Genomic DNA, 22,383 nt, shown 5'->3' with positions numbered 1-22,383 from the left:
GTCAGGCCACGCGCCCGACCGAAGGCCTCGATCGGATGGGCGCCTCGTCGTTCTGCGCCTCGTTGCGTTCAATCCCGCCGCGCGCCTCACCGTCGACGAGGCAGCGAAAGGCCTGGGCGTAGTCATGGACCATGCCAGGCGTCCAGCACATATGCCGTGCCCGAGAGCGCAGAAAGGCCGCCTGGATGATAGCCGGCGACAGCAAGAGCGACACGAGGCGCCACCAAGGGCGGTCCGTTGCCAGCGTACCCTCCATGGCCGTCTCCAAGGCGCCGGCCACGGTAATCGCACAGTTGCGGTCTCCCGCGTTGTAGCGCGGCGAAGCGCGGAAATTCTCCCAATAGGCGGATAGCGCCGGATAATTGAAGCGCTGGAAATCCACATGCCGGTCGGCAGGCATCCAGTCCTCACATTCCCAGGCATAACTCGGGGGGAACATGCCGGGCTTGTCATTGGTCTCGCCGGCGAAGAAGAGGTTGGGGAAGTGGTGCAGCTTGGCAGGGATCTCCTTGTCCGGCCACAGGCTGATGTAGAGATCGGGAGAGACCTCGATCGCCGAGTGGCCGGCGGAAGGCTTGCCACGCCGGTCGAAGGCCATCAGGTAGTAATCGATAAATGGAACCGGAATCCGTTCTTCGGTTGCGCTCACCGGGGTCCAGATCCAGACCCGCATGCGGCCGTGACCATGGCTCTTTGTCTCCGCCGGTTGCCGACGGGCCACAGCACTCTGATTCCAGCCCCGGTCGGAGAAGAGCGGCGACGCATGGATCGATCGACCGGCGGGTGTCGTTCTCAAGAACAGGGCAAAGCGCATGAGGGTCGCGCCCGCCGTTGCCGCAACAAGGCCGAAAAGCAGCGCGACGTGTCGATCCGCCGGAATGAACCAGGCGGTGGCGAGGATCAATGCCAGCACGAGCTCAAGCGCCACCATGCCGACCGCCTCCGGCCATTCCTCGAAGCGCACCAGGCCGATGACGGGGATGCGGGTCAGGCCATCCAGCCCGAGAAAGACGGCGACCGCCATCCGGAGGAAATCGGAATCGGTGGTCGTCGCGGCGGCGAGTACCAGACCAACGATCGCGCAGAGGAGCCGCAGCACCAACGCACAACCCTTCTGCCGAAGCCTCTGCTGCCAGACCGTGCGGAGACCCGAGAGGCCGTGAAAGGCAACAAAGGCCCCGACCGCCTTCAGCAGGATCAGGCTCACGCCGGCGACGTCTACGGTGATGAAGCCGGCAGCAACCACGAGCAGAGCACCAGCCACCAACGGCGTTCTCCACTCTTCTGCAAAGGCCTCACGGCCGATCAATAACAGGGACAGACGAATCATAGGACATGTGTCGGGGTCATCAGAGCACTGGGTCGGCGAACCGGGCCAATCGTCACTGCCCCGAGGACGCATCGAAACAGCAGCACCGTTCATCCCGCGCTCTAACAAGGACAACCGTCTGCCGCTCGGCCAAATCTGGGAGGGTTGGACGGGAGGCCGCTTCTGGCGGCGACCGTCCCAGATTTGGCCGCTGGCGACCCGGCTGCATTGCGCCGAGGTGCCGCTTGCAGTCAAGGAACGTGCTGACTATAACACCAGAACAAAACAGGATCATATACGGCGCAGTCAGTGGCGCCGGACGAGGCAGAGAACTCAATGGCCAAAGCCAAAACCCAATTCGTCTGCCAGAACTGTGGCACGGTGCATTCCCGCTGGGCCGGCAAATGTGACGGCTGCGGCGAGTGGAACACCATCGTCGAAGAGGATCCGATGGGCGGGATCGGCTCGGGTCCCGGCAAGATGCCGAAGAAGGGGCGTCCGGTCACCCTCACCTCGCTGTCCGGGGAAATCGAGGAAGCGCCGCGCATCCCGACCGGCATGAGCGAGCTCGACAGGGCAACCGGCGGCGGTTTCGTGCGGGGCTCCGCCGTCCTGATCGGCGGCGACCCGGGGATCGGCAAATCGACGCTGCTGATGCAGGCGGCAGCCGCACTCGCCCGGCGCGGCCACCGTGTCATTTATGTCTCGGGCGAAGAAGCGGTCGCCCAGGTTCGGCTCAGGGCGCAGCGCCTCGGCGCAGCCGATACCGACGTGCTGCTGGCGGCGGAAACCAATGTCGAAGACATCCTCGCCACGATTTCGGAAGGCAAGCGGCCGGATCTGGTCATCATCGATTCCATCCAGACATTGTGGAGCGACACGGCCGACAGCGCGCCGGGCACCGTCACCCAGGTACGCACCGGCGTGCAGGCGATGATCCGCTATGCCAAGCAGACGGGTGCCACGATGGTGCTCGTCGGCCACGTCACCAAGGAAGGCCAGATCGCCGGGCCGCGTGTCGTCGAGCACATGGTCGATGCGGTCCTTTATTTCGAGGGTGACCGCGGCCATCACTACCGCATCCTGCGCACGGTCAAGAACCGCTTCGGGCCGACCGATGAAATCGGCGTCTTCGAAATGTCGGACAAGGGGTTGCGCGAAGTCGCCAATCCATCCGAACTGTTCCTCGGCGAGCGCAACGAAAAAGCGCCGGGTGCTGCTGTCTTCGCCGGCATGGAGGGCACCCGTCCCGTGCTGGTGGAAGTGCAGGCGCTGGTGGCGGCGACCTCGCTCGGGACGCCGCGCCGTGCGGTTGTCGGATGGGATTCGTCACGGCTTGCCATGATATTGGCGGTATTGGAGGCGCATTGCGGGGTCAGGCTTGGGCAACATGATGTCTACCTCAATGTTGCCGGCGGCTACCGGATCAGCGAGCCTGCAGCGGACATGGCCATCGCTTCCGCTCTGGTTTCATCGCTCGCCGGTATTGCCCTTCCGGCCGATTGCGTCTATTTCGGCGAAGTCAGCCTGTCAGGGGCGGTGCGGCCCGTGTCGCACACGGCCCAGAGGCTGAAAGAGGCGGAAAAGCTCGGTTTCTCCGCTGCGGTCTTGCCGGCTGCGTCGCCGGACCTTCCCAAGGGTTCGTCGGGCAAATGGAGGGAAGTGGACAGCCTTCCCGATCTTGTGGCGCGGATCGCCGGTTCCCGGCTGAAAGCGCCAACGGATCAGGAGGATGGTTGATCCGGTCCGACGCGTGAAGCCACGCGTTCCGGCGGTGTCGCGGTGACAATCAGGTCGGTTCCGTCCGGCTAAGTCTTGGAGTTGGTGTCTATGCCCATTACGATTTTCGACGGTATCGTCATCGGCGTCGTCTTGTTTTCGGCGGTGCTGGCGATGGTGCGCGGCTTTTCCCGCGAAGTGCTGTCCATTGCGAGCTGGGCCGGTTCCGTTGCCGCCGCCTACTACCTTTACCCGCTGCTCCTGCCTTACGTGAAGAACTACACCAGCGATGATCGCATTGCACTTGCAGGCTCGGCCGGCATCATCTTCATCGTATCACTGATCGTGATCTCCTTCATCACGTCACGCATCGCGGATTTCATCATCGACAGCCGCATCGGCGCGCTTGACCGTACCCTCGGCTTCCTCTTCGGCGCCGCTCGCGGGCTCCTTCTGCTGGTCGTCGCAGTCGCCTTCTGGAACTGGCTGATCGACGTTCGCCAGCGTCCTGACTGGGTCAACAATGCCAAGTCCAAGCCTTTCCTGGATTCGCTGGTCCTGAAGCTTGAAGCGGTCCTGCCCGATGACATCGAGCCGCAGATTCGCGAGCGCATTCTCGGCCGTGAAGAGCCGCAGGCCGACGCCGCCGGTGACAACGCTCCGGCCGAGCAGGCACCTTCGGAGCAGACGCCGTCCGACGACACCCCGGCACAGCCTGCGACACCTTAAGAACACACTGTTCATCGCGCGGCCTTGGCGCCGCGCGAACCGACACCCATATCAACGCCGCCGGATCGGGACAGACCGGCGGCTTAGCCGTTAGAAGCCCAGTATCGTTGCATCTGTCCCCGGAGCAAAGGCCCTCGCCATGAAGCAGTTCAGCCCTTCTTATGTCGTGTATGGCAGCCATGACGACAAGTATCACGAGGAATGCGGGGTCTTCGGGATCCTGGGGCATCCGGATGCAGCGACCCTGACCGCGCTCGGTCTTCACGCGCTCCAGCATCGCGGCCAGGAAGCGGCCGGTATCGTCTCCTTCGACGGGCGGCAGTTCTACACCGAAAAGCACATGGGCCTGGTCGGTGACCACTACACCAACCCGGTGACGCTGGCGAAGCTGCCCGGCCCACAGGCAATCGGCCACACCCGCTACTCGACGACGGGCGAAGTCGCTCTGCGTAACGTGCAGCCGCTGTTTGCGGAACTTGAGGAAGGCGGCATCGCCATTGCCCATAACGGCAACTTCACCAATGGGCTGACGCTCCGCCGCCAGATCATCGCGACCGGCGCGATCTGCCAGTCGACCTCGGACACCGAAGTCGTGCTGCACCTCATCGCCCGCTCGCGCCACGCCTCAACCACCGACCGTTTCATCGACGCCATCCGCCAGATGGAGGGCGGCTATGCGATGATCGCGCTGACCCGCACCAAGCTGATCGCCGCCCGCGACCCGATCGGCATCCGGCCGCTGGTCATGGGCGACCTCGACGGTAAGCCGATCTTCTGTTCGGAGACCTGTGCGCTGGACATCATCGGCGCCAAGTTCGTCCGCGACGTAAAAAATGGCGAAGTGATCATCTGCGAGACACAGGCCGACGGCTCGATCTCCATCGAATCCCGCATGCCGGCCCGTCCGCAGCCGGAGCGAGTCTGCCTGTTCGAATATGTCTATTTCGCCCGTCCCGACTCTGTCGTGGCTGGTCGTAACGTCTACACCACCCGCAAGAATGCCGGCATGAATCTGGCGCTCGAAGCACCCGTTGAAGCCGATGTCGTCGTGCCCGTTCCCGATGGCGGCACGCCGGCTGCCCTCGGCTTTGCCCAGCAGAGCGGCATTCCCTTCGAATACGGCATCATCCGCAACCATTATGTCGGCCGCACCTTCATCGAGCCGACCCAGCAGATACGCGCCTTCGGCGTCAAGCTCAAGCATTCTGCCAACCGGGCCATGATCGAGGGCAAGCGCGTCGTTCTGGTGGACGATTCCATCGTGCGCGGCACCACCTCGCTGAAGATCGTCCAGATGATCCGCGATGCGGGCGCAAAGGAAGTGCATGTCCGTGTTGCCAGCCCGATGATCTTCCATCCGGATTTTTACGGTATCGACACGCCCGACCGCGACAAATTGCTCGCCAATCAATATGCCGACGAGGCGGCGATGGCGAAGTTTATCGGAGCGGATTCACTATCCTTCCTGTCGATCGACGGGCTCTACAAGGCCGTCGGCGGCAAGCCGCGTGATCCGGCCAATCCGCAATTCACCGATCACTACTTCACCGGCGACTATCCGACCCGTCTGGTCGACAAGGAGAGCGAGAAGCCGGGCCGCAAGGAATCCATGCTCGCCGCCAACGGCTGAGCCCCACGACCAAAGAGCATACGACAGGAATTTCCATGACCATCGACCTCAAGGGCCGGATTGCGCTCGTCACCGGCGCCTCGCGCGGCATCGGCTATTTCACCGCGATCGAACTCGCCAAGGCCGGCGCCCATGTGATCGCCTGCGCCCGCACGGTGGGTGGTCTGGAAGATCTCGACGATGCCATCAAGGCCGTCGGCGGATCGGCGACGCTGGTGCCTTTCGACCTCGCCGACATGGCGGCGATCGACCAGCTCGGTGGTCACATCTTCGAGCGCTGGGGCAAACTCGACATAGCGGTGCTCAATGCTGGCGTTCTCGGCGTCATCTCGCCAATCGGCCATGTCGAAGCCAAGGTCTTCGACAAGGTGATGAACATCAACGTCAACGCCACCTGGCGGCTGATCCGTTCGCTGGAACCTTTGCTGATCAAGTCCGACCAGGGCCGCGTGCTGATCCTGTCTTCCGGCGCCGCCCACAAGTGCAAACCCTTCTGGGGCCCCTACTCCGCCTCCAAGGCCGCCGTTGAGGCGCTGGCCCGCACCTGGGCTGCCGAAACCCAGCGCCTGCCGCTGCGCATCCTCTCGGTCGATCCGGGCGCCACCCGCACCGCCATGCGGGCCCAGGCGATGCCGGGCGAAGACCCGGAAACGCTGCCGCATCCGTCCGAAGTCGCCGCCAAACTCCTGCCGCTCGTCGGCGCGGAGCAGACGGAAACGGGCAAGCTCTACATCGTGCGCGAAGGCAAGATCGTCGACTACCGGATGCCAGAGTAAGCCCTTTCCGGCAGAGGTGCCCGCGGCCTGAAGGTCGCCTATTGCAGGACTGACGCATGCAGCACCGAGATTTCGCCGCCTACCTCTATCTTTCTCTGGCTTGGGGCCTGTCCTTCCTGCTGCTGCTGCACGTGGTCGATGCTTTCGGCTGGATCGGAGCGGTGACGTTTCGGTGCTTCATCGCAGGCGCCTTGCTCTATGGCATCGCCCTGACGATGCGGCGCAGGCTCGATTTCAGTGCTGGCTGGCTGCCCTTTGCCATGGTCGGCGCCACTACGGTGGCAGGTCAGCTCATCGGTCTCTCTTACGCCACACCCCGTATCGGGACTGCGATGGCAGCAATTTTCGTCGCGGCCATTCCGCTGTTTTCCATGGTAATAGCCCAGCTCTGGGGTCTGGAGCGGATCACGCCGCAGCGGATCCTCGGACTCGTCCTCGGCACGATCGGCATTATTATGCTGGTCGGCTTCCCCGCCGTGCCGGTGACGGCGGAATTTCTGATCGGCTGCCTTGCCATGATCGGCTCGACCTTCTCCGCCGCCTTCGGCAGCAATTACGCCAGCCGCCATCTGGCAGGGACAGGGCCCTGGGAGGTCACCATCGGCTCGTTCATCGCAGGTGGCGCCATCACCTTTCCACTGCTCTGGTTCGTGCCTGTTCCCGGAACGCCTGATCCGGCCGACTATCTCTATCTCCTTGCCCTTGCCGCGCTGATGAGCGCGCTCACTTACGTGCTCTATTTCGGACTGGTGAAGAGCATCGGGGCCACTGCGGCGATTAGCGTCGAATTTGCCGTGACCGTGGTTGCCGTTCTCGTCGGGGCTCTCGTTCTTGACGAGCCGCTGACCCTGCTGCAGCTGTTCGGTGGCGTCGTCATCATTGTCGGCTGCTCACTCGTGCTCGGCATCATTCGGCTTCCGCGCCGGGCCATGTGATCACACGGCGCGGAGACCCTTGCGGGTCGATTTTCGCGGAGGCTCCTTCGCGATCAAGGCCAGCTTGCCGGCCGTCTCCGCCAGAAGCGCGCCGGGTTCGAAAAGCCGGACGCAATCGCGCCCGTCGGCCTTAGCCCGGTAGAGCGCTGCATCGGCGTCCGCGAGCAGCATATCCAGTTCCGTGCCACGCCCTGGCGCTTCGCTGACGCCGATGCTTACCGAGATCTTAAGGTGGGGATGGGCCGCGATGGCGATGTCGCCAACGGCGCGGCGCAAATTGTCAGCCAGGGCGACTGCGGTTTGTGCGCTCGTGCGCGGCATGAGACAGGCGAATTCCTCGCCGCCGATGCGCGCAAAGAGCCAACCCCGCGGCAACCTTTGCTCGATCGCGCGCGAGAAAGCCACCAGCACCTGGTCGCCCGCTGCGTGCCCATAGGTGTCGTTGACCATCTTGAAGTGGTCGATATCCATGAGAAGCAGGCTTGCGCGCGCCTCGTCCTGCAGAAGAATGCGGCTGGCACCGGAGACGAAGGTTCGGCGATTGGCGAGGTTTGTCAGCGGATCGCGCTCCGAGGCGATGCGGTAGCGCAATTCGTCTCGCTCCTTGCTGAGCATCAGGAGCGCCACGAGCGACAGGACGATCATCATGGAGTTCGTCAGCACAACATAGGCGAACCAGGCGGCGGGGCTGCCGTCCGCTGCGTAAGCCGGCGCGACGAAGATGCTGAGCGGGACCGATGTCAGCCAGACTAATCCTCGGACAAGATTCGCGATGACCGCGAGATGACGTGACGGCAAGGGTTCCTGCCTGGCACGGGCAGACATCTTGGCCGCGGTCAGAAGACAGTAGCTTGCGACCAGAATGCCGAGGAACGACGTTTTCACCTCCATCGACTGCTGGAACAGCGGAGTGAACCACAACACCATCCAGACGAGCATGCCAGCTGCGGCTTTGGGCAGAGAAACTCTTTCGCCTTCAAAAGCCATGACGGCCTGCCAATAGAGGCCAACGGCAAGGACGCCCAGCCCCAGACCGACACAGGACGACAGAAACAGCGGTAGGCTGTTGCGTCCGGCGTGCAGCGCCATGGTTAAGCAGGCAGCCACCCCTGCGCCCACCAGCAAGGGCATCACCGAACCACAGCGATGACGCTTCCACATATAGATCGTTACCAGCGTCGAGATGGACGTGATCAGGGCATGGACGACCATGATCGTCGGCAAATGCAGGCTAGTGTCCATGTCGGAAATCATCTCTGACGGGTAAGGGCTAGGTTTCCTACCTTGCGGGATTGACCTTAAAGAAATGTTTACCCCGATAAGCAGGTACCTACATTTGAGGAAACTCTCAACGCCAACAGCGAACCGTGCAGAACCCTTGACCAAACCGACGCCTCGCGCCATAACAACGCCCATGAAAACGAGCCTCTGCACCATTTGCGGGATCATTATTCGCTAGCGCATCGCTGGCCTGGCCGTTTTCGTCTCCTGCATAGACCCAGATGACAAACGACCCGGTCCAGCCGGGTACCATTCGTTCTGGGAGTTTCACATGGCCGGCGGCCTCAAGCTTTACAACACGCTCACACGCGAGAAGGTCGACTTCGAGCCGATCGATACCGACAATGTGCGCCTGTATGTCTGCGGCCCGACGGTCTATGACTTCGCTCATATCGGCAATGCGCGCCCGGTCATCGTCTTCGACGTGCTCTACCGGCTGCTGCGCCACACCTATGGCGCCGACAAGGTCACTTACGTTCGCAACATCACCGACGTCGACGACAAGATCAACGCGCGCGCCTTGCGCGATTTCGGCAGCCAGATCGCCGACGGTTCGATGAGCCTGAACGAGGCGATCCGCGCCGTTACCGGCAAGACGGAAAGCCAGTTCCACGAGGACGTGGCCTCGCTCGGCTGCTTGAAGCCGACCGTCGAGCCGCGGGCCACCGACAACATTCCCCAGATGATCACGATCATCCAGCGGCTGCTCGACATGGGGCACGCCTATGTGGCGACCGGGTCGGAAGGGCATGAAGTGCTGTTTTCGACCGCCTCGATGGCCGATTACGGAATGTTGTCCAAGCGCAAGCTGGAAGACCAGCAGGCAGGCGCGCGCGTGGCGGTCGAAAGCCACAAGATGAACCCGGCGGATTTCGTGCTGTGGAAGCAGTCTGAAGACACCGAGCCCGGCTGGCCGGCGAGCTTTACATTTGAAGGCAAGGCGCATGCGATCTTCGGCCGTCCCGGCTGGCATATTGAGTGCTCCGCCATGGCCGACCGCTATCTCTGGGAGGAGATCAAGGACCGCCTTTCGCCAAAGGCCAAGGAGAAACCGCACCAGTTCGACATCCATGGCGGCGGGCTGGACCTGATCTTCCCGCACCACGAAAACGAGATCGCCCAGTCCTGCTGCGCCTTCGACAACGACCTGATGGCAACCGTGTGGATGCATAACGGCTTCCTTCAGGTCGAAGGCCGCAAGATGTCGAAGTCGGAGGGCAATTTCGTCACGATCAACGAGTTGTTGGCGACGGAGAAATTCGGCGGACGGACATGGCCGGGAGAAGTGCTGCGGCTGGCCATGCTGATGACACATTACCGCGAGCCGATCGACTTTTCGGTGAAGAGGTTGGAGGAGGCGGAGCGCCTGCTGGCAAAATGGCCGGCGGGTGATGCCGGCACCACGGCCCCGGACGCCGCCGTTCTGGAAGCGCTCTCCGACGACCTGAACACGGTTGCTGCCGTTCAGGCGATTCATGCGCTGGCGCAGGCGGCGAACGCCGACCCGTCGAAAGTGCCGCTGTTCGCCGCCTCGGCAGCCCTTCTGGGGGTTACACCGAAGAAGGCGGAGATGAGCGACGACCTCTCCGCCGCCGTCCAGGCGCTGGTCGACCTCCGGCTCGAAATGCTGAAGGCCAAGAACTTCGCCCAGGCCGACCGCATCCGTGACGAGCTTGCCGAGAAGGGCATCCAGCTCAAGGACGGCAAGAACAAGGAGACGGGCGAGCGGGTGACGACCTGGGAGGTCAAGCGGTAGTTGCTTGAGGGGAACGGGCGGCATATGCTTGGCATATGCCGCGAATGGAGGCGCGAATGGAACTGGAAAGGCATGTCCGTATCTTCAAGAACGGTCGCAACCGCGCCGTCCGCATTCCCGTGGAGTTCGACTTCCCAGGCGACGAGGTGATCATGCGCAAGGAAGGCGACAAGATCACCCTTGAGCCTGTCAAGAAGAAGCAGGAGAGCCTGATCGAGTGGCTTCGTCGTCAGGGACCCCTCGATGAAGACTTCGAGTTCGACCTCCGCGAAGCACCGGCACGGGACGTCGACCTGTGAACACGCCCCGCTACATGCTCGACACCAACATCGTTTCGGACCTGATCCGGAACCCGCACGGCGCTGCCGCGGCGATGGTGGAGCGTGCCGGCGATGACGAGATCTCCATCAGTGCGATCGTCGCGTCGGAGCTGCGCATTGGCATCCTCAAACGGAATTCCGAGCGACTGACCTATCTGGTCGAGTCCATTCTCGATCGCATCGCAATCCTGCCCTACGAGGACAAGGAGGCGTCGCATTTTGCCGAAATCCGCCACGACCTCGAACGCAACGGCCAGCCGATCGGCACGACCGATCTTTTCATCGCCGCCCATGCTCGCTCCCTCGATGTGACCCTGGTGACCGGAAATGTCCGCGAGTTCGGTCGGGTGCCAGGGCTGAAGGTCGAGAACTGGCTGGAGGGAACCTTATGACCTCCCACCTCCCCCATACCGGCGGCTGCCAGTGCGGCGCGGTCCGCTTCCGCATGCACGGCCAACCAAAGGACGTTTCCGTCTGTCATTGCCGGATGTGCCAGAAGGCCTTCGGGGCCTATTACGCGCCGCTGGTTGCCGTCGGCGATGCCGAGTTCACCTGGACACGCGGCGCGCCGAAGCGTTTTGCCTCGTCGAACTTCGTGCAACGCGGTTTCGGTGGCGATTGCGGAACGCCGCTCACCTATGAGGCGCCCGACGGACTGTCGCTGGCGGCGGGCGCTTTCGACGACCCATCGCAGCTGCCGCCGACAATCCAGTTCGGGGTCGAGTGCAAGCTCGCTTTCGTGGATACCATCCCGGCCCTGCCGGAACGGATGACGCTGGATGATCTCGAGGACGCGCCCTTCCTGACCGACGTCGTGTCTTATCAGCACCCGGATCGGGACACAGATCAATGGCCCGAGGCGAAACCATGACCCAACCGAACCCGAACACAAAGATGCCGAAATGGCTGCTCTACGGGCTGATCGCCAAGGGTGTCCTGATTGCCGTGGTGATCATCGGCGTCACCGTCTACATGACCATGCGATGAGGAGAGAGGCTTGAGCGAAGTCCATAGTGGTGGCTGCCAATGCGGAGCGGTCAGGTTCCAGGCGTCCAAGCTCGGGCGCCCATCGATCTGTCATTGCCGCATGTGCCAGAAGCAGTTCGGCTCCTTCTTCGGCGCCTTCGTCACGGCCGATCAGGCGCATCTGACCTGGACGCGGGGGCAGCCGATGCTCTACCGGTCGTCCGCCAAGGTGAAGCGCGGCTTCTGCGGCAAGTGCGGCACGCCACTCACCTATCAGCATCCGAACGGGGTGGAACTCGCCATCGGCGCCTTCGACCATCCGGAGCGTTTTGAGCCGCAGATCCAGGTGAACCATCACCAGCGGCTACCCTGGATCGACCAGCTGTTCGAGAAGCCAGCCTATTCCAGTCCTGCGATGGAGGAATTCTTCGCCTCGATCGAGAGCTTCCAGCACCCCGATCACGACACGACCCAGTGGCCGCCGGAGGATGATCAATGACCCGTCAGGTGCATTCCGGCGGCTGCCAGTGCGGCGCGATCCGCTACAAGATCGCAGGCGAACTCGGCTATCCGCATATCTGTCACTGCCGCATGTGCCAGAAGGCGAGCGGCAACTTCTTCATGGCGCTGGCCGGCTCCCGCCAGGAGGATTTCCTTCTGATGCGTGGCGAACCGGGCTGGTTTCAGTCGTCGGACCCGTGCGGGCGCGGCTTCTGCAAGGACTGCGGCACGCCGCTTTTCTTCCGCACCAAGGGGTCGCCCTATATCAGCGTGACGATCGGCAGCCTCGACAAGCCAGAGCTCGCCGAACCAGTCTCGCAGGATGGCGTGGAAAGCCGCGTCAGCTATTTCGACAAGCTCTTTTCACTTCCAGAAAACCCGACCGACCGCTCGGACCTTCCGGCGGGCAATGCCGGGATCGCGGCCACATCTCGGCAGCATCCCGATCACGATACGGTGGCCTGGCCACCGAAGAGGACATGACATGACGACGGAATTGCGCAGCTTCTATCCCGATATCGAACCCTTCGCGACCGGCTTCCTCGATGTCGGCGACGGACACACCGTCTATTGGGAACGCGTCGGCACCAAGGGCGCCAAGCCTGCCGTTTATCTGCATGGCGGCCCGGGTGGTGCGATCAGCCCAACGCATCGCCGTCTCTTCGACCCCACGCTCTACGACGTGATCCTGTTCGACCAGCGCGGCTGCGGCAAATCCACCCCGCATGCTTCACTCGAGGCGAACACAACCTGGCACCTAGTCGCCGATATCGAGCGGCTGCGTCAGATGATCGGTGCGGAAAAGTGGCTCGTCTTCGGCGGTTCCTGGGGCTCGACGCTGGCGCTCGCCTATGCCGAAACCCATCCGGAGCGCGTGTCCGAACTCGTGCTGCGCGGCATCTATATGCTGACGAAGGCCGAGCTCGACTGGTACTACCAGTTCGGCGTCTCCGAGATGTTCCCGGACAAGTGGGAGCGGTTCTGTGCGCCCATTCCGGAAAGCGAGCGCCACGAGATGATGGCCGCCTATCGCCGCCGGCTGACCGGCACCGACCGCGAGGAACAGCTGCGCTGCGCGGTCGCCTGGAGCAATTGGGAGGGCGAGACGATCACGCTTCTGCCCAATCCCGACTATGCGGCGCATTTCGGCGAGGCCGAATTCGCGCTCGCTTTCGCCCGCATCGAAAACCACTTCTTCGTTCATGCCGGCTGGCTGGAGGAAGGGCAGCTCTTGCGCGATGCCTACAAGCTCAAGGATATTCCGGGCGTGATCATCCACGGCCGCTACGACATGCCCTGCCCGGCGAAGTATGCTTGGGCTTTGCACAAGGCCTGGCCGAAGGCGGATTTCCACCTGATCGAAGGGGCGGGTCACGCCTTTCTCGAACCTGGCATCCTCGACCAGCTGATCCGGGCGACAGATCGGTTTGCGGGGAAGAATTGAATATGAGAATTGCCCCTCACCCTACCCTCTCCCCGCAGGCGGGGAGAGGGAGGAACGCTTGGCAGGCGGCGAGGCCTTCTCCCCGCTTGCGGGGAGAAGGTGCCCGAAGGGCGGATGAGGGGCTGACATCACCGAGTTGCCTAAGGACAACAGCATGACGCGCGACAAGATCACCCTGTTCGATACGACACTGCGTGACGGCCAGCAGACGCCGGGCGTCGATTTTTCCGTTGAGGACAAGATCGCGATCGCGGCGATGCTGGACGAATTCGGCATCGACTTCATCGAGGGCGGTTATCCCGGCGCGAACCCGACGGACACCACGTTCTTTTCCAAAAAGCGTACCCAGAAGGCCGGCTTCGTCGCTTTCGGCATGACTAAACGTGCCGGCATCTCGGCCTCCAACGATCCGGGGCTGACCCAATTGCTGCAGGCCAAGGCGGACGCCATCTGCCTCGTCGCCAAGAGCTGGGACTATCACGTGAAGGTGGCGCTCGGCTGCACCAATGAGGAAAACCTCGAAAGCATCCGCGACAGCGTCAAGGCCGTGGTCGAAGCGGGCAAGCTTTCCATGGTCGATTGCGAGCACTTCTTCGATGGTTACAAGGCCAATCGGGACTATGCCATCGCCTGCGCCAAGGAAGCCTACGACGCCGGCGCCCGCTGGGTGGTGCTCTGCGACACCAATGGCGGCACCCAGCCGCCGGAGATCCGCGAGATCGTCTCCGCCGTCATCGCCTCCGGCATCCCCGGGTCCTCGCTCGGCATCCATGCGCATAACGACACCGGCCAGGCGGTCGCCAATTCGCTCGCCGCCGTCGAGGCGGGCGTGCGGCAGATCCAGGGGACGCTGAATGGGATCGGCGAGCGCTGCGGCAATGCCGATCTTGTCACGATCATCCCGACGCTCTGTCTCAAGGACACCTATGCGTCGCGGTTCACGACCTCGATCGACCGGGAAAAGCTCGTCGGCCTCACCCGTCTGTCGCGGGCCTTCGACGAACTCCTGAACCGTTCGCCGAACCACCAGTCGCCTTATGTCGGCGGCTCGGCCTTTGCGACCAAGGCCGGCATCCATGCCTCCGCACTGCTGAAAGATCCGAAGACCTACGAGCATGTCGAGCCGGAGAGCGTCGGTAATTTCCGCAAGGTCATGGTTTCCGATCAGGGCGGCAAGGCGAACTTCCTCAACGAGCTGAAGCGCCGCGGAATCACGGTTGCCAAGGACGATCCGAAGCTCGACACGCTGATCTCCGTCGTCAAGGAACGCGAAGCCTCGGGCTATGCCTATGAGGGCGCCGATGCGAGCTTCGAACTCCTGGCCCTGAAGACGCTCGGCACGGTGCCGGAATTCTTCGCGGTCGAAAGCTTTCGCGTGATGGTCGAGCGGCGCTTCGACAGCCATGGCCGACTGAAGACGGTTTCTGAAGCCGTGGTGAAGGTGCTGGTTGACGGCGAGACTGTCATGTCGGTCGCGGAAGGCGATGGTCCGGTCAATGCGCTCGACATCGCGCTTCGCAAGGACCTCGGCAAATTTCAGTCGGAAATCCTCGACCTGGAACTGGCGGACTACAAGGTGCGCATCCTGAACGGCGGCACCGAGGCGATCACCCGCGTTCTGATCGAGTCCACCGATGCATCAGGCGCCCGCTGGTGGACGGTCGGCGTGTCGGAAAACATCATCGACGCCTCGTTCCAGGCCCTGATGGACTCGATCGTCTACAAGCTGATGAAGAACCGGGAACTGGCAGGCAAAATCGCGGCCGAGTAGCCCGAGCGGGCGTCACCGATCGCGCCCGATGAAGGATCCATCACTGAAATGCATTTGCGCCCGTAACCTCGCGGGCGTAAGGCCGTTTCCAAAGCATAACAAAAGTCAGGAAATACCATGGCCGACGTCACCGCTCCCGCAGAGAATAGGGACAGCCTGAACGGCTTCCTCTTCGCCCTTTCTGCCTATCTGCTGTGGGGTTTTCTGCCGCTCTATATGAAGGCCATGGCGCATATCTCGCCGGCGGAAGTGATTGCGCATCGCATCCTGTGGTCCGTGCCGGTGGCAGGACTGCTGCTGCTGGTTATCCGGCAGACCGATGATCTCAAAAAGGCGATCCGCAACCCGCGCATGCTTGGCATGGCCGCCGTCACCGCCACTCTGATCAGCGTCAACTGGGGCATCTATGTCTGGGCGATCGGAGCTGGCCACGCGCTTGACACTGCGCTCGGCTACTTCATCAATCCGCTCTTCTCGATCCTGCTCGGCGCTGTCATCCTCAAGGAGAAGCTGAAGAAGACGCAGATCGCGGCCTTGGCGCTTGTTGTTCTCGCCGTAGTGATCCTGACCGTCGAGGCCGGCCGCTTGCCAATCGTGGCGCTTGCGCTCACCTTCTCCTGGGGCTTCTATGCCTTCTTCCGCAAGACATTGCCGATCGGGCCGAACCAGGGCTTTCTGCTGGAAGTGCTGCTGCTTTCGCCGATCGCGCTCGGCTATCTCGTCTATCTCAACCTGTCCGGCGAAGGGCATTTCCTCAAGGGAAGCTTCAGCGATACGGCTTTGCTCGCCTCCGCAGGGTTTGTCACGGCCGTGCCGCTGATCCTCTATGCCAATGGCGCCAAACTGCTCAGGCTTTCGACTATCGGCATCATGCAGTACATCGCTCCGTCGATGATCTTCATCACCGCCGTCTTCGTCTTCCACGAGCCGTTCAGCCCCGCCAAGGCCGTCGCCTTCCCGCTGATCTGGGTGGCACTGGTGATCTACACACTGCCGATGCTGAAGCGCCGTTGAGGCGCTTCTTCGCGCTTAGAGCTTGGCAATGGTCGCCGGGTCGCCTTCCGGTGCCTCGGTCTCTGCCCAGCGCGCCTTGATCGCCGGAACGATGTCCTCGATCCGGTCGATCACCATGGGCCGTACGCGGTGCGCCGTATGGATGAAGCCGGAGGCCGACATGTGGTCGACGAGTTCCAGCATCGGCTTCCAGAAATCGTTGACATTGGCGAAGACCATCGGCTTTTCATGACGGCCGAGCTGGCCCCAGGTCATGATCTCGACGATCTCCTCCAGCGTGCCGATGCCACCGGGCAAGGTTACGAAGGCGTCCGAGCGCTCAAACATCGCGTGCTTGCGCTCGTGCATGTCCTTGGTGATGATCAGCTCATTAAGCTGGCCCAGCGAATGGCGCGTCGCTTCCATGTCAACGAGGAATTCCGGGATGATGCCGGTCACATGGCCGCCGGCCGAGAGCACGCCGGATGCCACGGCTCCCATAATGCCCTTGGTGCCGCCGCCATAAACGAGACGCAGGCCGTTTTCGGCAAGTGAGCGGCCAAAGGCGCGACCCGCTTCCATGAAGGCAGGATCGCGTCCCGGCTGGGAGCCGCAATAGACGCAGACGGATCGAATCGGGGTATTTTGTTCACTCATGCCGGCCAAAAAACAGGCTGGCGGCAACAAGGTCAACAAAATTGGCTGAAAACCTCAGGCAAGCCCGGCGGATTTGGCTTGCGACGCTTGTCGAAACAAGCAGTTAAGGCTAGCAATTCCAGGGGATATGGCGGATGTTCCGCCGGGAGACTTGAGATATGAAGAACCGTGCCCTTTGGGTGGTCCTGTTTGTACTTGCCATCGTGACCTTGCTGATGGTTTTCGTCATCATGCCGCGGCTCAATCCGACCAGCGAGACGGCGCCTGCCATCAGTGCGACGTCCGACGCGGTCAAGTCGGCAGCGGATCAGGCCGCAGCAAGCGTCGATAACGCAACCGCCGGCCTCGCCGATGCCGCTTTAGAAAAAATGGATCGCCTGAAAGCCGATGCCGTCAAGGCCGTCGATGGTATCACTGCCCTCTTTGCCGATGGCCGGACGCCGGGTGTTGAAGCGTATAGCGCGGCCAAGACGCTGGCACAGGGCGCGGTGAAAGCCCTAGCATCGATCGAGATGCCTGAAGGCATTGACGCCAAGCTCACCGACACGACGAAGGCTCTGCAGGCGGATGCCGCCCGGGCCCTTGCGCTGATCGAGCAACTGCCGGACGATCCGGCGAAGGCTGCAGGCCTCATCGCCTCGATCAAGGACGCCCTGCTCGGCAAGCCTGCCGAAACAGCCGCCGCACCAGCGGAAGCGGCTGGGGCCGATGTACCGCGCTTCGACGTACTTCGCGTCGAACCCGACGGCTCTACGGTCATTGCCGGCAATGCTGCACCCGGTGCCAAGGTTGAAATCCTCAATGACGGCACCGTGATTTCCTCGCAGACCGTCGACGGCACCGGCGACTTCGCGGCCGTGCTGGACAATCCGTTACCCCCGGGTGATCATGCCTTGCAGATCCGCGCCACTGCCGCGGATGGAAAGGTCGTCACGTCGGAAGAAGTTGCGACCGTCTCCGTTCCGGACGGCGGCAAGGGCGAGTTGCTCGCCATGGTGTCTAAACCCGGCAAAGCGAGCCGGCTGATCACGCTGCCGGGCGCTGCCGATGCGGCCCAGGCCACGGCGCCTGCTGCTGCAGCATCGACTGAGGCAACACCTGCAGCGCAGCCAGCCGCCGCTGCCGAGACCGCAGCAACGCCTACAGTTTCCATGCCCGAACTGCCGGCTGCCTCGAGCCAGCTTGCAGGCTCTGCACCGACCATTCCGGCAACGGGGACCGACACTGCCTCTGCACCTGCCGCGCAACCGGCCCCAGATGGCTCGGCAACGCCGGCGGCACCCGCCGCGACAAGTGCGGCTGAAGTCCAGGTGACTGCCGTCGAAATCGAGGGTGACCGAATCTTCGTCGCCGGCAAAGCCCCCGTCGGCGCGATCGTTCGCGGCTTTGCCGATAAAGCCACGATTGGCGAGAGCAAGACCGATGCCAGCGGCAATTTCGTCATCGACGGCACCATGACTCTTTCCGTCGGAAGCCACATCATCGAAGTCGAAATGCTGGATGCATCGGGCAAGGTCGTCGTTCGCGCCTCCGTTCCGTTCGAGCGGCCCGAAGGCGAGCAGGTTTCGGTCGTGGCGCAGAGTGCCGACGCGACTGCTGGTGATGCCGGCCATCCGGAGCTGGCCGAGTTCGAGCGTCTTCGCGTCTCGCTCACCAAGGCGCTGACCATCCTTGAAAACCTCTACGCCAATGGCCAAAAGCCGGCGCTGGAACAGCTCGCGGCTGCCCGCTCGGCTACAGAGTTCGGCCTGCAGTCGATCATCGGCTTCCGCCCCGGCACAACTGCGACGCCGGAATTCGCTGCGAGCGTCGGCGCTCACGGCGCGAAGGCCAAGGAAGCTCTTGCCCTGTTGCAGTCGGTGAGGACTGGCGACGTCGAAGGATTGGGTGCCGCATTGCCGAAGCTCGTCGCACTGATCCGTGACCTCTTGTCCGAGCCGACACCCGCTGCGGCTGAGGCTGCCGCTGCGGTTACGCCAGCGGCGCCGGCAGAGACCCCTGCCTCGGCGGCGCAGGCGCCCGCTGCTGAAACGGCTGCGGCCGATACGGCTGCCGCACCAAAGACGATCCAGCAGGCGCCTCTCGCCAAGAGCGAGAACAGCGTGATCATCCGGCGTGGCGATACGCTGTGGCAGATCTCGCGTCGCGTGTATGGCCAGGGCGTGCGCTACACCACGATCTATCTCGCCAACGAGAACCAGATCCGCAATCCGGACCTGATCGAACCGGGGCAGATCTTCACGGTGCCGAAGGATGCGTTGCCAAATGCGGAGGAAATCCACCGCAAGCGGCTGCGCGGAGAAGCGGTGAACTGATCATTCACGATCCGATTATTGTATTGGGGACGACAAGACCCTAATTGATCAAAGCGGCGATCCTCAGGGGTCGCCGCTTTTATCTGTGCGCTTGCTTGACTGAAATGCTGACGGGAGCCGAAATGACGGACAAGAAGAAGAAAACCGTATCGGCCGACTCCGGCAATCCGACCCAGACGCTCGTCAATCTCTGGCCCTATATGTGGCCGGCAGACCGCATGGACCTGAAGATGCGCGTGGTCTGGGCCACCGTCTTCCTGATCGTGTCCAAGTTCGTGTTGATCCTCGTCCCCTATTTCTTCAAATGGGCGACGGACGCACTGAATGGAAAACTCGACATGGTCGGGCTTCTGCCCGCCTTCCTGCTCGGTGCCGTGGCACTCGTCATCTTCTACAACGTCACCCGCATCGCCCAGGTCGGCCTCAACCAGCTACGTGACGCGCTGTTTGCGAGCGTCGGCCAGTATGCCGTGCGCCAGCTCGCCTACAAGACCTTCGTCCACATGCACCAGCTGTCTTTGCGCTTCCATCTGGAGCGCAAGACCGGCGGTCTTTCCCGCATCATCGAGCGCGGCACAAAGGGCATCGAGACGATCGTCCGCTTCACGATCCTCAACTCGATCCCGACCCTCATCGAATTCCTGCTGACGGCTGCCATCTTCTGGTGGACCTACGGCTTCTCCTACCTTGCCGTCACCGCCTTCACCGTCTGGGCCTATATCTGGTTCACCATCCGGGCCTCCGACTGGCGCATCGGAATTCGCCGCGCGATGAACGACAGCGACACCGACGCCAATACGAAGGCGATCGATTCGCTCCTGAACTTTGAAACGGTCAAATACTTCGGCAACGAGGAGATGGAGGCCAAGCGCTTCGACGCCTCGATGGCGCGTTATGAGAAATCCGCGACCCAGGTGTGGACCTCGCTCGGCTGGCTGAACTTCGGCCAGGGCGTGATCTTCGGCATCGGCACTGCAGTCATCATGGTCATGTCGGCGATGGCCGTCCAGCGGGGCGACCAGACGATCGGCGACTTCGTCTTTGTGAACGCGCTCCTGATGCAGCTCTCCGTGCCGCTTAACTTCATCGGCTTCGTCTACCGTGAAATCCGCCAGGGCCTGACCGACATCGAGCAGATGTTCGATCTCCTTGAAGTCGAGGCGGAGGTGGTCGACAAGCCGGATGCCAAGGCGCTGTCGATCGACAAGGGCGCCATTGTCTTCAAGGACGTGCATTTCCACTACGACCCCGACCGGCCGATCCTGAAGGGCGTGTCGTTCGAGGTCCCGGCCGGCAAGACGGTCGCCGTTGTCGGTCCGTCGGGTGCGGGCAAGTCAACCATCTCCCGCCTGCTCTACCGCTTCTATGATGTTCAGCAGGGCTCGATCACCATCGACGGGCAGGATGTGCGCGACGTGACGCAGAAGTCGCTCCGGGCGGGCATCGGCATGGTGCCCCAGGACACCGTGCTGTTCAACGACACCATCGCCTACAACATCCGCTATGGTCGCCCCGGCGCGTCCGATGCCGAAATCGAACAGGCGACCGAAGTGGCGCAGATCGCCCGCTTCATCAAAGAACTGCCGGATGGCTACAACACGAAAGTCGGCGAGCGCGGCTTGAAGCTCTCCGGTGGGGAGAAGCAGCGCGTGGCGATTGCCCGCACGGTGCTGAAAGCCCCGCCGATCCTCATCCTCGACGAAGCGACCTCAGCGCTCGACACGACGACGGAGCACGAGATCCAGTCGGCGCTCGACGTAGTATCGAAGAACCGCACGACCCTGGTCATCGCGCACCGGCTGTCGACCGTGGTCAATGCCGACGAGATCATCGTGCTGAAGGGTGGGGAGATTGCCGAGCGCGGCAGCCATTCGGTCCTGCTCGAGCAGAACGGTCTCTACGCCTCGATGTGGAACCGGCAGCGCGAGGCAACACAGGCCGAGGAACGGTTGCGGCAGGTGCGCGAAAGCGATGAACTCGGGGTCGTGGTGCGGCGTCCTCCGGCCGTCTGAGCACACGATGCGCGCTTAATCGGCGAGGCACATCCGGTTGCGGCCGTCGCGCTTCGCCCGGTAAAGCGCCAGATCGGCGCGGCGCAGGGCCTGGTCGATGGTCTCGTCCGAGGGCGTGAAATAGGCAAGGCCGATGCTGATCGTGCCGGCCGCACCAACACCGGTTTGGACCTGGCAGTAGCGGGCGATGTCGTGCCGCGCGAGTTCCAGCATGTCCGGCGCCGCGGGAGCGACTTCCTTGGGGAAGAATGCGAAGAACTCCTCACCGCCCGCGCGGGCGACCAGCATGCCGCCGGCCTCCTGAGTCCGCAGCGTGTCGACGATCGAGCAAAGGGTGACATCCCCCTCCGCATGCCCAAGTTCGTCATTGATGGATTTGAAATTGTCGATGTCGATGACAGCAACCGCCAGCACATCCCCCTGTTTTGAAAGCGCTATCTCGGCCGATGCCACTTCGAAGAACTTGCGGCGATTGGCGGCATTGGTCAGGGGATCGCGTTCGGCAGCCTCGGTCAGCCGGGCTTCCAGTTCCTTGCGCTCCGTGATGTCGATGACCACGCCGGCCAGGCCGCGGACGTCGCCTTGTCGGGAATCGAGGCGCGCCTTGTGCACCATGATATGGCGTATCCCGGCCTCGGGGAGACAGACATCGGTCTCCGAGCGCATGACACCGCCCTGGCGTAGCAGTTGTAGGTCCGATTCGTGGTAGGCCTCAGCCGATCCCGGTGGCAGGAAATCCTGCAGCCGACGGCCAAGGATCTGCTCGTGACCGACACCGAGGAACTGGCCGAAAGCCGCGTTGCAGACCAGATAGCGGCCGTCCGCGTCCTTCACGTAGATGGGGGTCGGCAGATGATCGAGACCCTCCTGCCAGATGTCCAGCTTCTCCTGCATGCTGCGCCGCCAGCTTTCGTTGTGACGCCGCAGTTCGAGATGGCGCTTGGCACGCATCAGGCAGGGGACCAGTTGGCGTCGGTCACTGCCGACGAGCACATCATCGGCACCGGCCGCGAAGAGCGCCGCCTGCAGAGAAGGCTCCAACTCATCGGAGACGACGGCTATAACGTAAATTTTTTCCCGGTGGGCAGCGCGCAGATTGACGATTTCCACCCCGAGGGAACCCGCCTCGACTGCGGCGAAACAGACGGCTCCAGCGGCGATCTGAGCGGGGTCGCCAACAGCCGTTGCATTCAAGGGATGCAGCAAGGCGGGCTGGGGTCTCCCCAATGCAGAAAACCAGCACAGACCCTCAGCGGGAGCAGCATGGAC

At 62.7% G+C, this 22,383-nt stretch carries 20 protein-coding genes; 16 read left to right on the top strand and 4 right to left on the bottom strand.

Features of this window, described 5'->3' with window-relative positions; translation table 11 throughout:
• Nucleotide 1: 1 nt before the first annotated feature.
• Nucleotides 2-1,267 (bottom strand): hypothetical protein, encoded by a 1,266-nt coding sequence (locus tag FJQ55_RS06860; protein ID WP_140826897.1) that lies wholly within the window; start codon nucleotides 1,265-1,267, stop codon nucleotides 2-4.
• A gap of 378 nt (nucleotides 1,268-1,645) precedes the next feature.
• On the opposite strand from FJQ55_RS06860, the gene radA reads away from it, so the two are divergent.
• The 5 genes from radA to FJQ55_RS06835 all read left to right on the top strand — a co-directional run bounded on the left by radA (nucleotide 1,646) and on the right by FJQ55_RS06835 (nucleotide 7,098).
• Nucleotides 1,646-3,049 carry a DNA repair protein RadA gene (gene radA, locus FJQ55_RS06855; protein WP_140826896.1) on the top strand — a complete coding sequence of 468 codons (1,404 nt, stop codon included), beginning with the start codon at nucleotides 1,646-1,648 and terminating at the stop codon, nucleotides 3,047-3,049.
• A gap of 90 nt (nucleotides 3,050-3,139) precedes the next feature.
• Nucleotides 3,140-3,757: a CvpA family protein gene (locus FJQ55_RS06850; protein WP_140826895.1), complete on the top strand. Its 618-nt coding sequence runs from the start codon at nucleotides 3,140-3,142 to the stop codon at nucleotides 3,755-3,757.
• Between the two features lie 139 nt (nucleotides 3,758-3,896).
• Nucleotides 3,897-5,387 (top strand): amidophosphoribosyltransferase, encoded by a 1,491-nt coding sequence (gene purF, locus FJQ55_RS06845; RefSeq protein WP_140826894.1) that lies wholly within the window; start codon nucleotides 3,897-3,899, stop codon nucleotides 5,385-5,387.
• 35 nt (nucleotides 5,388-5,422) lie between these two features.
• Nucleotides 5,423-6,163 (top strand): SDR family NAD(P)-dependent oxidoreductase, encoded by a 741-nt coding sequence (locus FJQ55_RS06840; RefSeq protein ID WP_140826893.1) that lies wholly within the window; start codon nucleotides 5,423-5,425, stop codon nucleotides 6,161-6,163.
• Between the two features lie 56 nt (nucleotides 6,164-6,219).
• The gene (locus tag FJQ55_RS06835; protein ID WP_140826892.1) at nucleotides 6,220-7,098 is read left to right on the top strand and encodes a DMT family transporter; all 879 of its coding nucleotides are present in this window, start codon (nucleotides 6,220-6,222) and stop codon (nucleotides 7,096-7,098) included.
• On the opposite strand, the gene FJQ55_RS06830 is transcribed toward FJQ55_RS06835, so the two are convergent.
• Nucleotides 7,099-8,340 (bottom strand): GGDEF domain-containing protein, encoded by a 1,242-nt coding sequence (locus tag FJQ55_RS06830; RefSeq protein ID WP_161596963.1) that lies wholly within the window; start codon nucleotides 8,338-8,340, stop codon nucleotides 7,099-7,101. It lies immediately after the preceding gene.
• Nucleotides 8,341-8,650: 310 nt separating this feature from the next.
• On the opposite strand from FJQ55_RS06830, the gene cysS reads away from it, so the two are divergent.
• The 9 genes from cysS to rarD all read left to right on the top strand — a co-directional run bounded on the left by cysS (nucleotide 8,651) and on the right by rarD (nucleotide 16,151).
• Nucleotides 8,651-10,135 (top strand): cysteine--tRNA ligase, encoded by a 1,485-nt coding sequence (gene cysS / locus FJQ55_RS06825; RefSeq protein WP_140826890.1) that lies wholly within the window; start codon nucleotides 8,651-8,653, stop codon nucleotides 10,133-10,135.
• 56 nt (nucleotides 10,136-10,191) lie between these two features.
• A complete protein-coding gene (locus FJQ55_RS06820; RefSeq protein ID WP_113378027.1) occupies nucleotides 10,192-10,434 on the top strand; it encodes an antitoxin in 243 nt (80 codons plus the stop codon).
• Nucleotides 10,435-10,448: 14 nt separating this feature from the next.
• The gene (locus tag FJQ55_RS06815) at nucleotides 10,449-10,847 is read left to right on the top strand and encodes a type II toxin-antitoxin system VapC family toxin (RefSeq protein WP_140829149.1); all 399 of its coding nucleotides are present in this window, start codon (nucleotides 10,449-10,451) and stop codon (nucleotides 10,845-10,847) included.
• Nucleotides 10,844-11,326 (top strand): GFA family protein, encoded by a 483-nt coding sequence (locus FJQ55_RS06810; protein ID WP_140826889.1) that lies wholly within the window; start codon nucleotides 10,844-10,846, stop codon nucleotides 11,324-11,326. Before FJQ55_RS06815 ends, FJQ55_RS06810 begins: the two co-directional genes overlap by 4 nt.
• Nucleotides 11,327-11,452: 126 nt before the next feature.
• A complete protein-coding gene (locus tag FJQ55_RS06805; protein WP_140826888.1) occupies nucleotides 11,453-11,920 on the top strand; it encodes a GFA family protein in 468 nt (155 codons plus the stop codon).
• The gene (locus FJQ55_RS06800) at nucleotides 11,917-12,405 is read left to right on the top strand and encodes a GFA family protein (protein WP_140826887.1); all 489 of its coding nucleotides are present in this window, start codon (nucleotides 11,917-11,919) and stop codon (nucleotides 12,403-12,405) included. Before FJQ55_RS06805 ends, FJQ55_RS06800 begins: the two co-directional genes overlap by 4 nt.
• Nucleotide 12,406: 1 nt before the next feature.
• Nucleotides 12,407-13,366 carry a prolyl aminopeptidase gene (gene pip, locus FJQ55_RS06795; protein ID WP_140826886.1) on the top strand — a complete coding sequence of 320 codons (960 nt, stop codon included), beginning with the start codon at nucleotides 12,407-12,409 and terminating at the stop codon, nucleotides 13,364-13,366.
• 154 nt (nucleotides 13,367-13,520) lie between these two features.
• Nucleotides 13,521-15,137 carry a citramalate synthase gene (cimA, locus tag FJQ55_RS06785; RefSeq protein ID WP_140826885.1) on the top strand — a complete coding sequence of 539 codons (1,617 nt, stop codon included), beginning with the start codon at nucleotides 13,521-13,523 and terminating at the stop codon, nucleotides 15,135-15,137.
• A 117-nt stretch (nucleotides 15,138-15,254) separates the two neighbouring features.
• Entirely contained in the window at nucleotides 15,255-16,151 is an 897-nt protein-coding gene (rarD, locus tag FJQ55_RS06780) for an EamA family transporter RarD (protein WP_140826884.1), read from the top strand.
• A gap of 15 nt (nucleotides 16,152-16,166) precedes the next feature.
• On the opposite strand, the gene FJQ55_RS06775 is transcribed toward rarD, so the two are convergent.
• The gene (locus tag FJQ55_RS06775) at nucleotides 16,167-16,787 is read right to left on the bottom strand and encodes an LOG family protein (protein ID WP_140826883.1); all 621 of its coding nucleotides are present in this window, start codon (nucleotides 16,785-16,787) and stop codon (nucleotides 16,167-16,169) included.
• 158 nt (nucleotides 16,788-16,945) lie between these two features.
• Between FJQ55_RS06775 and FJQ55_RS06770 the strand changes: the two genes are divergently transcribed.
• Nucleotides 16,946-19,102 (top strand): LysM peptidoglycan-binding domain-containing protein, encoded by a 2,157-nt coding sequence (locus FJQ55_RS06770; protein WP_140826882.1) that lies wholly within the window; start codon nucleotides 16,946-16,948, stop codon nucleotides 19,100-19,102.
• A 122-nt stretch (nucleotides 19,103-19,224) separates the two neighbouring features.
• On the top strand, nucleotides 19,225-21,114 hold the full coding sequence (locus FJQ55_RS06765) for an ABCB family ABC transporter ATP-binding protein/permease (RefSeq protein WP_140826881.1): 1,890 nt from the start codon (nucleotides 19,225-19,227) through the stop codon (nucleotides 21,112-21,114).
• A gap of 15 nt (nucleotides 21,115-21,129) precedes the next feature.
• On the opposite strand, the gene FJQ55_RS06760 is transcribed toward FJQ55_RS06765, so the two are convergent.
• A complete protein-coding gene (locus FJQ55_RS06760) occupies nucleotides 21,130-22,320 on the bottom strand; it encodes a GGDEF domain-containing protein (protein WP_140826880.1) in 1,191 nt (396 codons plus the stop codon).
• Between the last annotated feature and the right edge of the window lie 63 nt (nucleotides 22,321-22,383).

It is taken from the genome of Rhizobium glycinendophyticum (genome assembly GCF_006443685.1).
Taxonomy (GTDB): Bacteria; Pseudomonadota; Alphaproteobacteria; order Rhizobiales; family Rhizobiaceae; genus Allorhizobium; species Allorhizobium glycinendophyticum.
Note: the sequence above shows the minus strand (reverse complement) of the source record. Positions and strands in the feature narration are given on the sequence as shown.

What these genes read in the sequence shown, in the direction of transcription:
- radA (WP_140826896.1), top strand. Translation starts at nt 1,646, where the DNA reads ATGGCCAAAGCCAAAACCCAATTCGTCTGCCAGAACTGTGGCACGGTG.
- FJQ55_RS06850 (WP_140826895.1), top strand. Translation starts at nt 3,140, where the DNA reads ATGCCCATTACGATTTTCGACGGTATCGTCATCGGCGTCGTCTTGTTT.
- purF (WP_140826894.1), top strand. Translation starts at nt 3,897, where the DNA reads ATGAAGCAGTTCAGCCCTTCTTATGTCGTGTATGGCAGCCATGACGAC.
- FJQ55_RS06840 (WP_140826893.1), top strand. Translation starts at nt 5,423, where the DNA reads ATGACCATCGACCTCAAGGGCCGGATTGCGCTCGTCACCGGCGCCTCG.
- FJQ55_RS06835 (WP_140826892.1), top strand. Translation starts at nt 6,220, where the DNA reads ATGCAGCACCGAGATTTCGCCGCCTACCTCTATCTTTCTCTGGCTTGG.
- FJQ55_RS06830 (WP_161596963.1), bottom strand. Translation starts at nt 8,340, where the DNA reads ATGGACACTAGCCTGCATTTGCCGACGATCATGGTCGTCCATGCCCTG.
- cysS (WP_140826890.1), top strand. Translation starts at nt 8,651, where the DNA reads ATGGCCGGCGGCCTCAAGCTTTACAACACGCTCACACGCGAGAAGGTC.
- FJQ55_RS06820 (WP_113378027.1), top strand. Translation starts at nt 10,192, where the DNA reads ATGGAACTGGAAAGGCATGTCCGTATCTTCAAGAACGGTCGCAACCGC.
- FJQ55_RS06815 (WP_140829149.1), top strand. Translation starts at nt 10,449, where the DNA reads ATGCTCGACACCAACATCGTTTCGGACCTGATCCGGAACCCGCACGGC.
- FJQ55_RS06810 (WP_140826889.1), top strand. Translation starts at nt 10,844, where the DNA reads ATGACCTCCCACCTCCCCCATACCGGCGGCTGCCAGTGCGGCGCGGTC.
- FJQ55_RS06800 (WP_140826887.1), top strand. Translation starts at nt 11,917, where the DNA reads ATGACCCGTCAGGTGCATTCCGGCGGCTGCCAGTGCGGCGCGATCCGC.
- pip (WP_140826886.1), top strand. Translation starts at nt 12,407, where the DNA reads ATGACGACGGAATTGCGCAGCTTCTATCCCGATATCGAACCCTTCGCG.
- cimA (WP_140826885.1), top strand. Translation starts at nt 13,521, where the DNA reads ATGACGCGCGACAAGATCACCCTGTTCGATACGACACTGCGTGACGGC.
- rarD (WP_140826884.1), top strand. Translation starts at nt 15,255, where the DNA reads ATGGCCGACGTCACCGCTCCCGCAGAGAATAGGGACAGCCTGAACGGC.
- FJQ55_RS06775 (WP_140826883.1), bottom strand. Translation starts at nt 16,787, where the DNA reads ATGAGTGAACAAAATACCCCGATTCGATCCGTCTGCGTCTATTGCGGC.
- FJQ55_RS06770 (WP_140826882.1), top strand. Translation starts at nt 16,946, where the DNA reads ATGAAGAACCGTGCCCTTTGGGTGGTCCTGTTTGTACTTGCCATCGTG.
- FJQ55_RS06765 (WP_140826881.1), top strand. Translation starts at nt 19,225, where the DNA reads ATGACGGACAAGAAGAAGAAAACCGTATCGGCCGACTCCGGCAATCCG.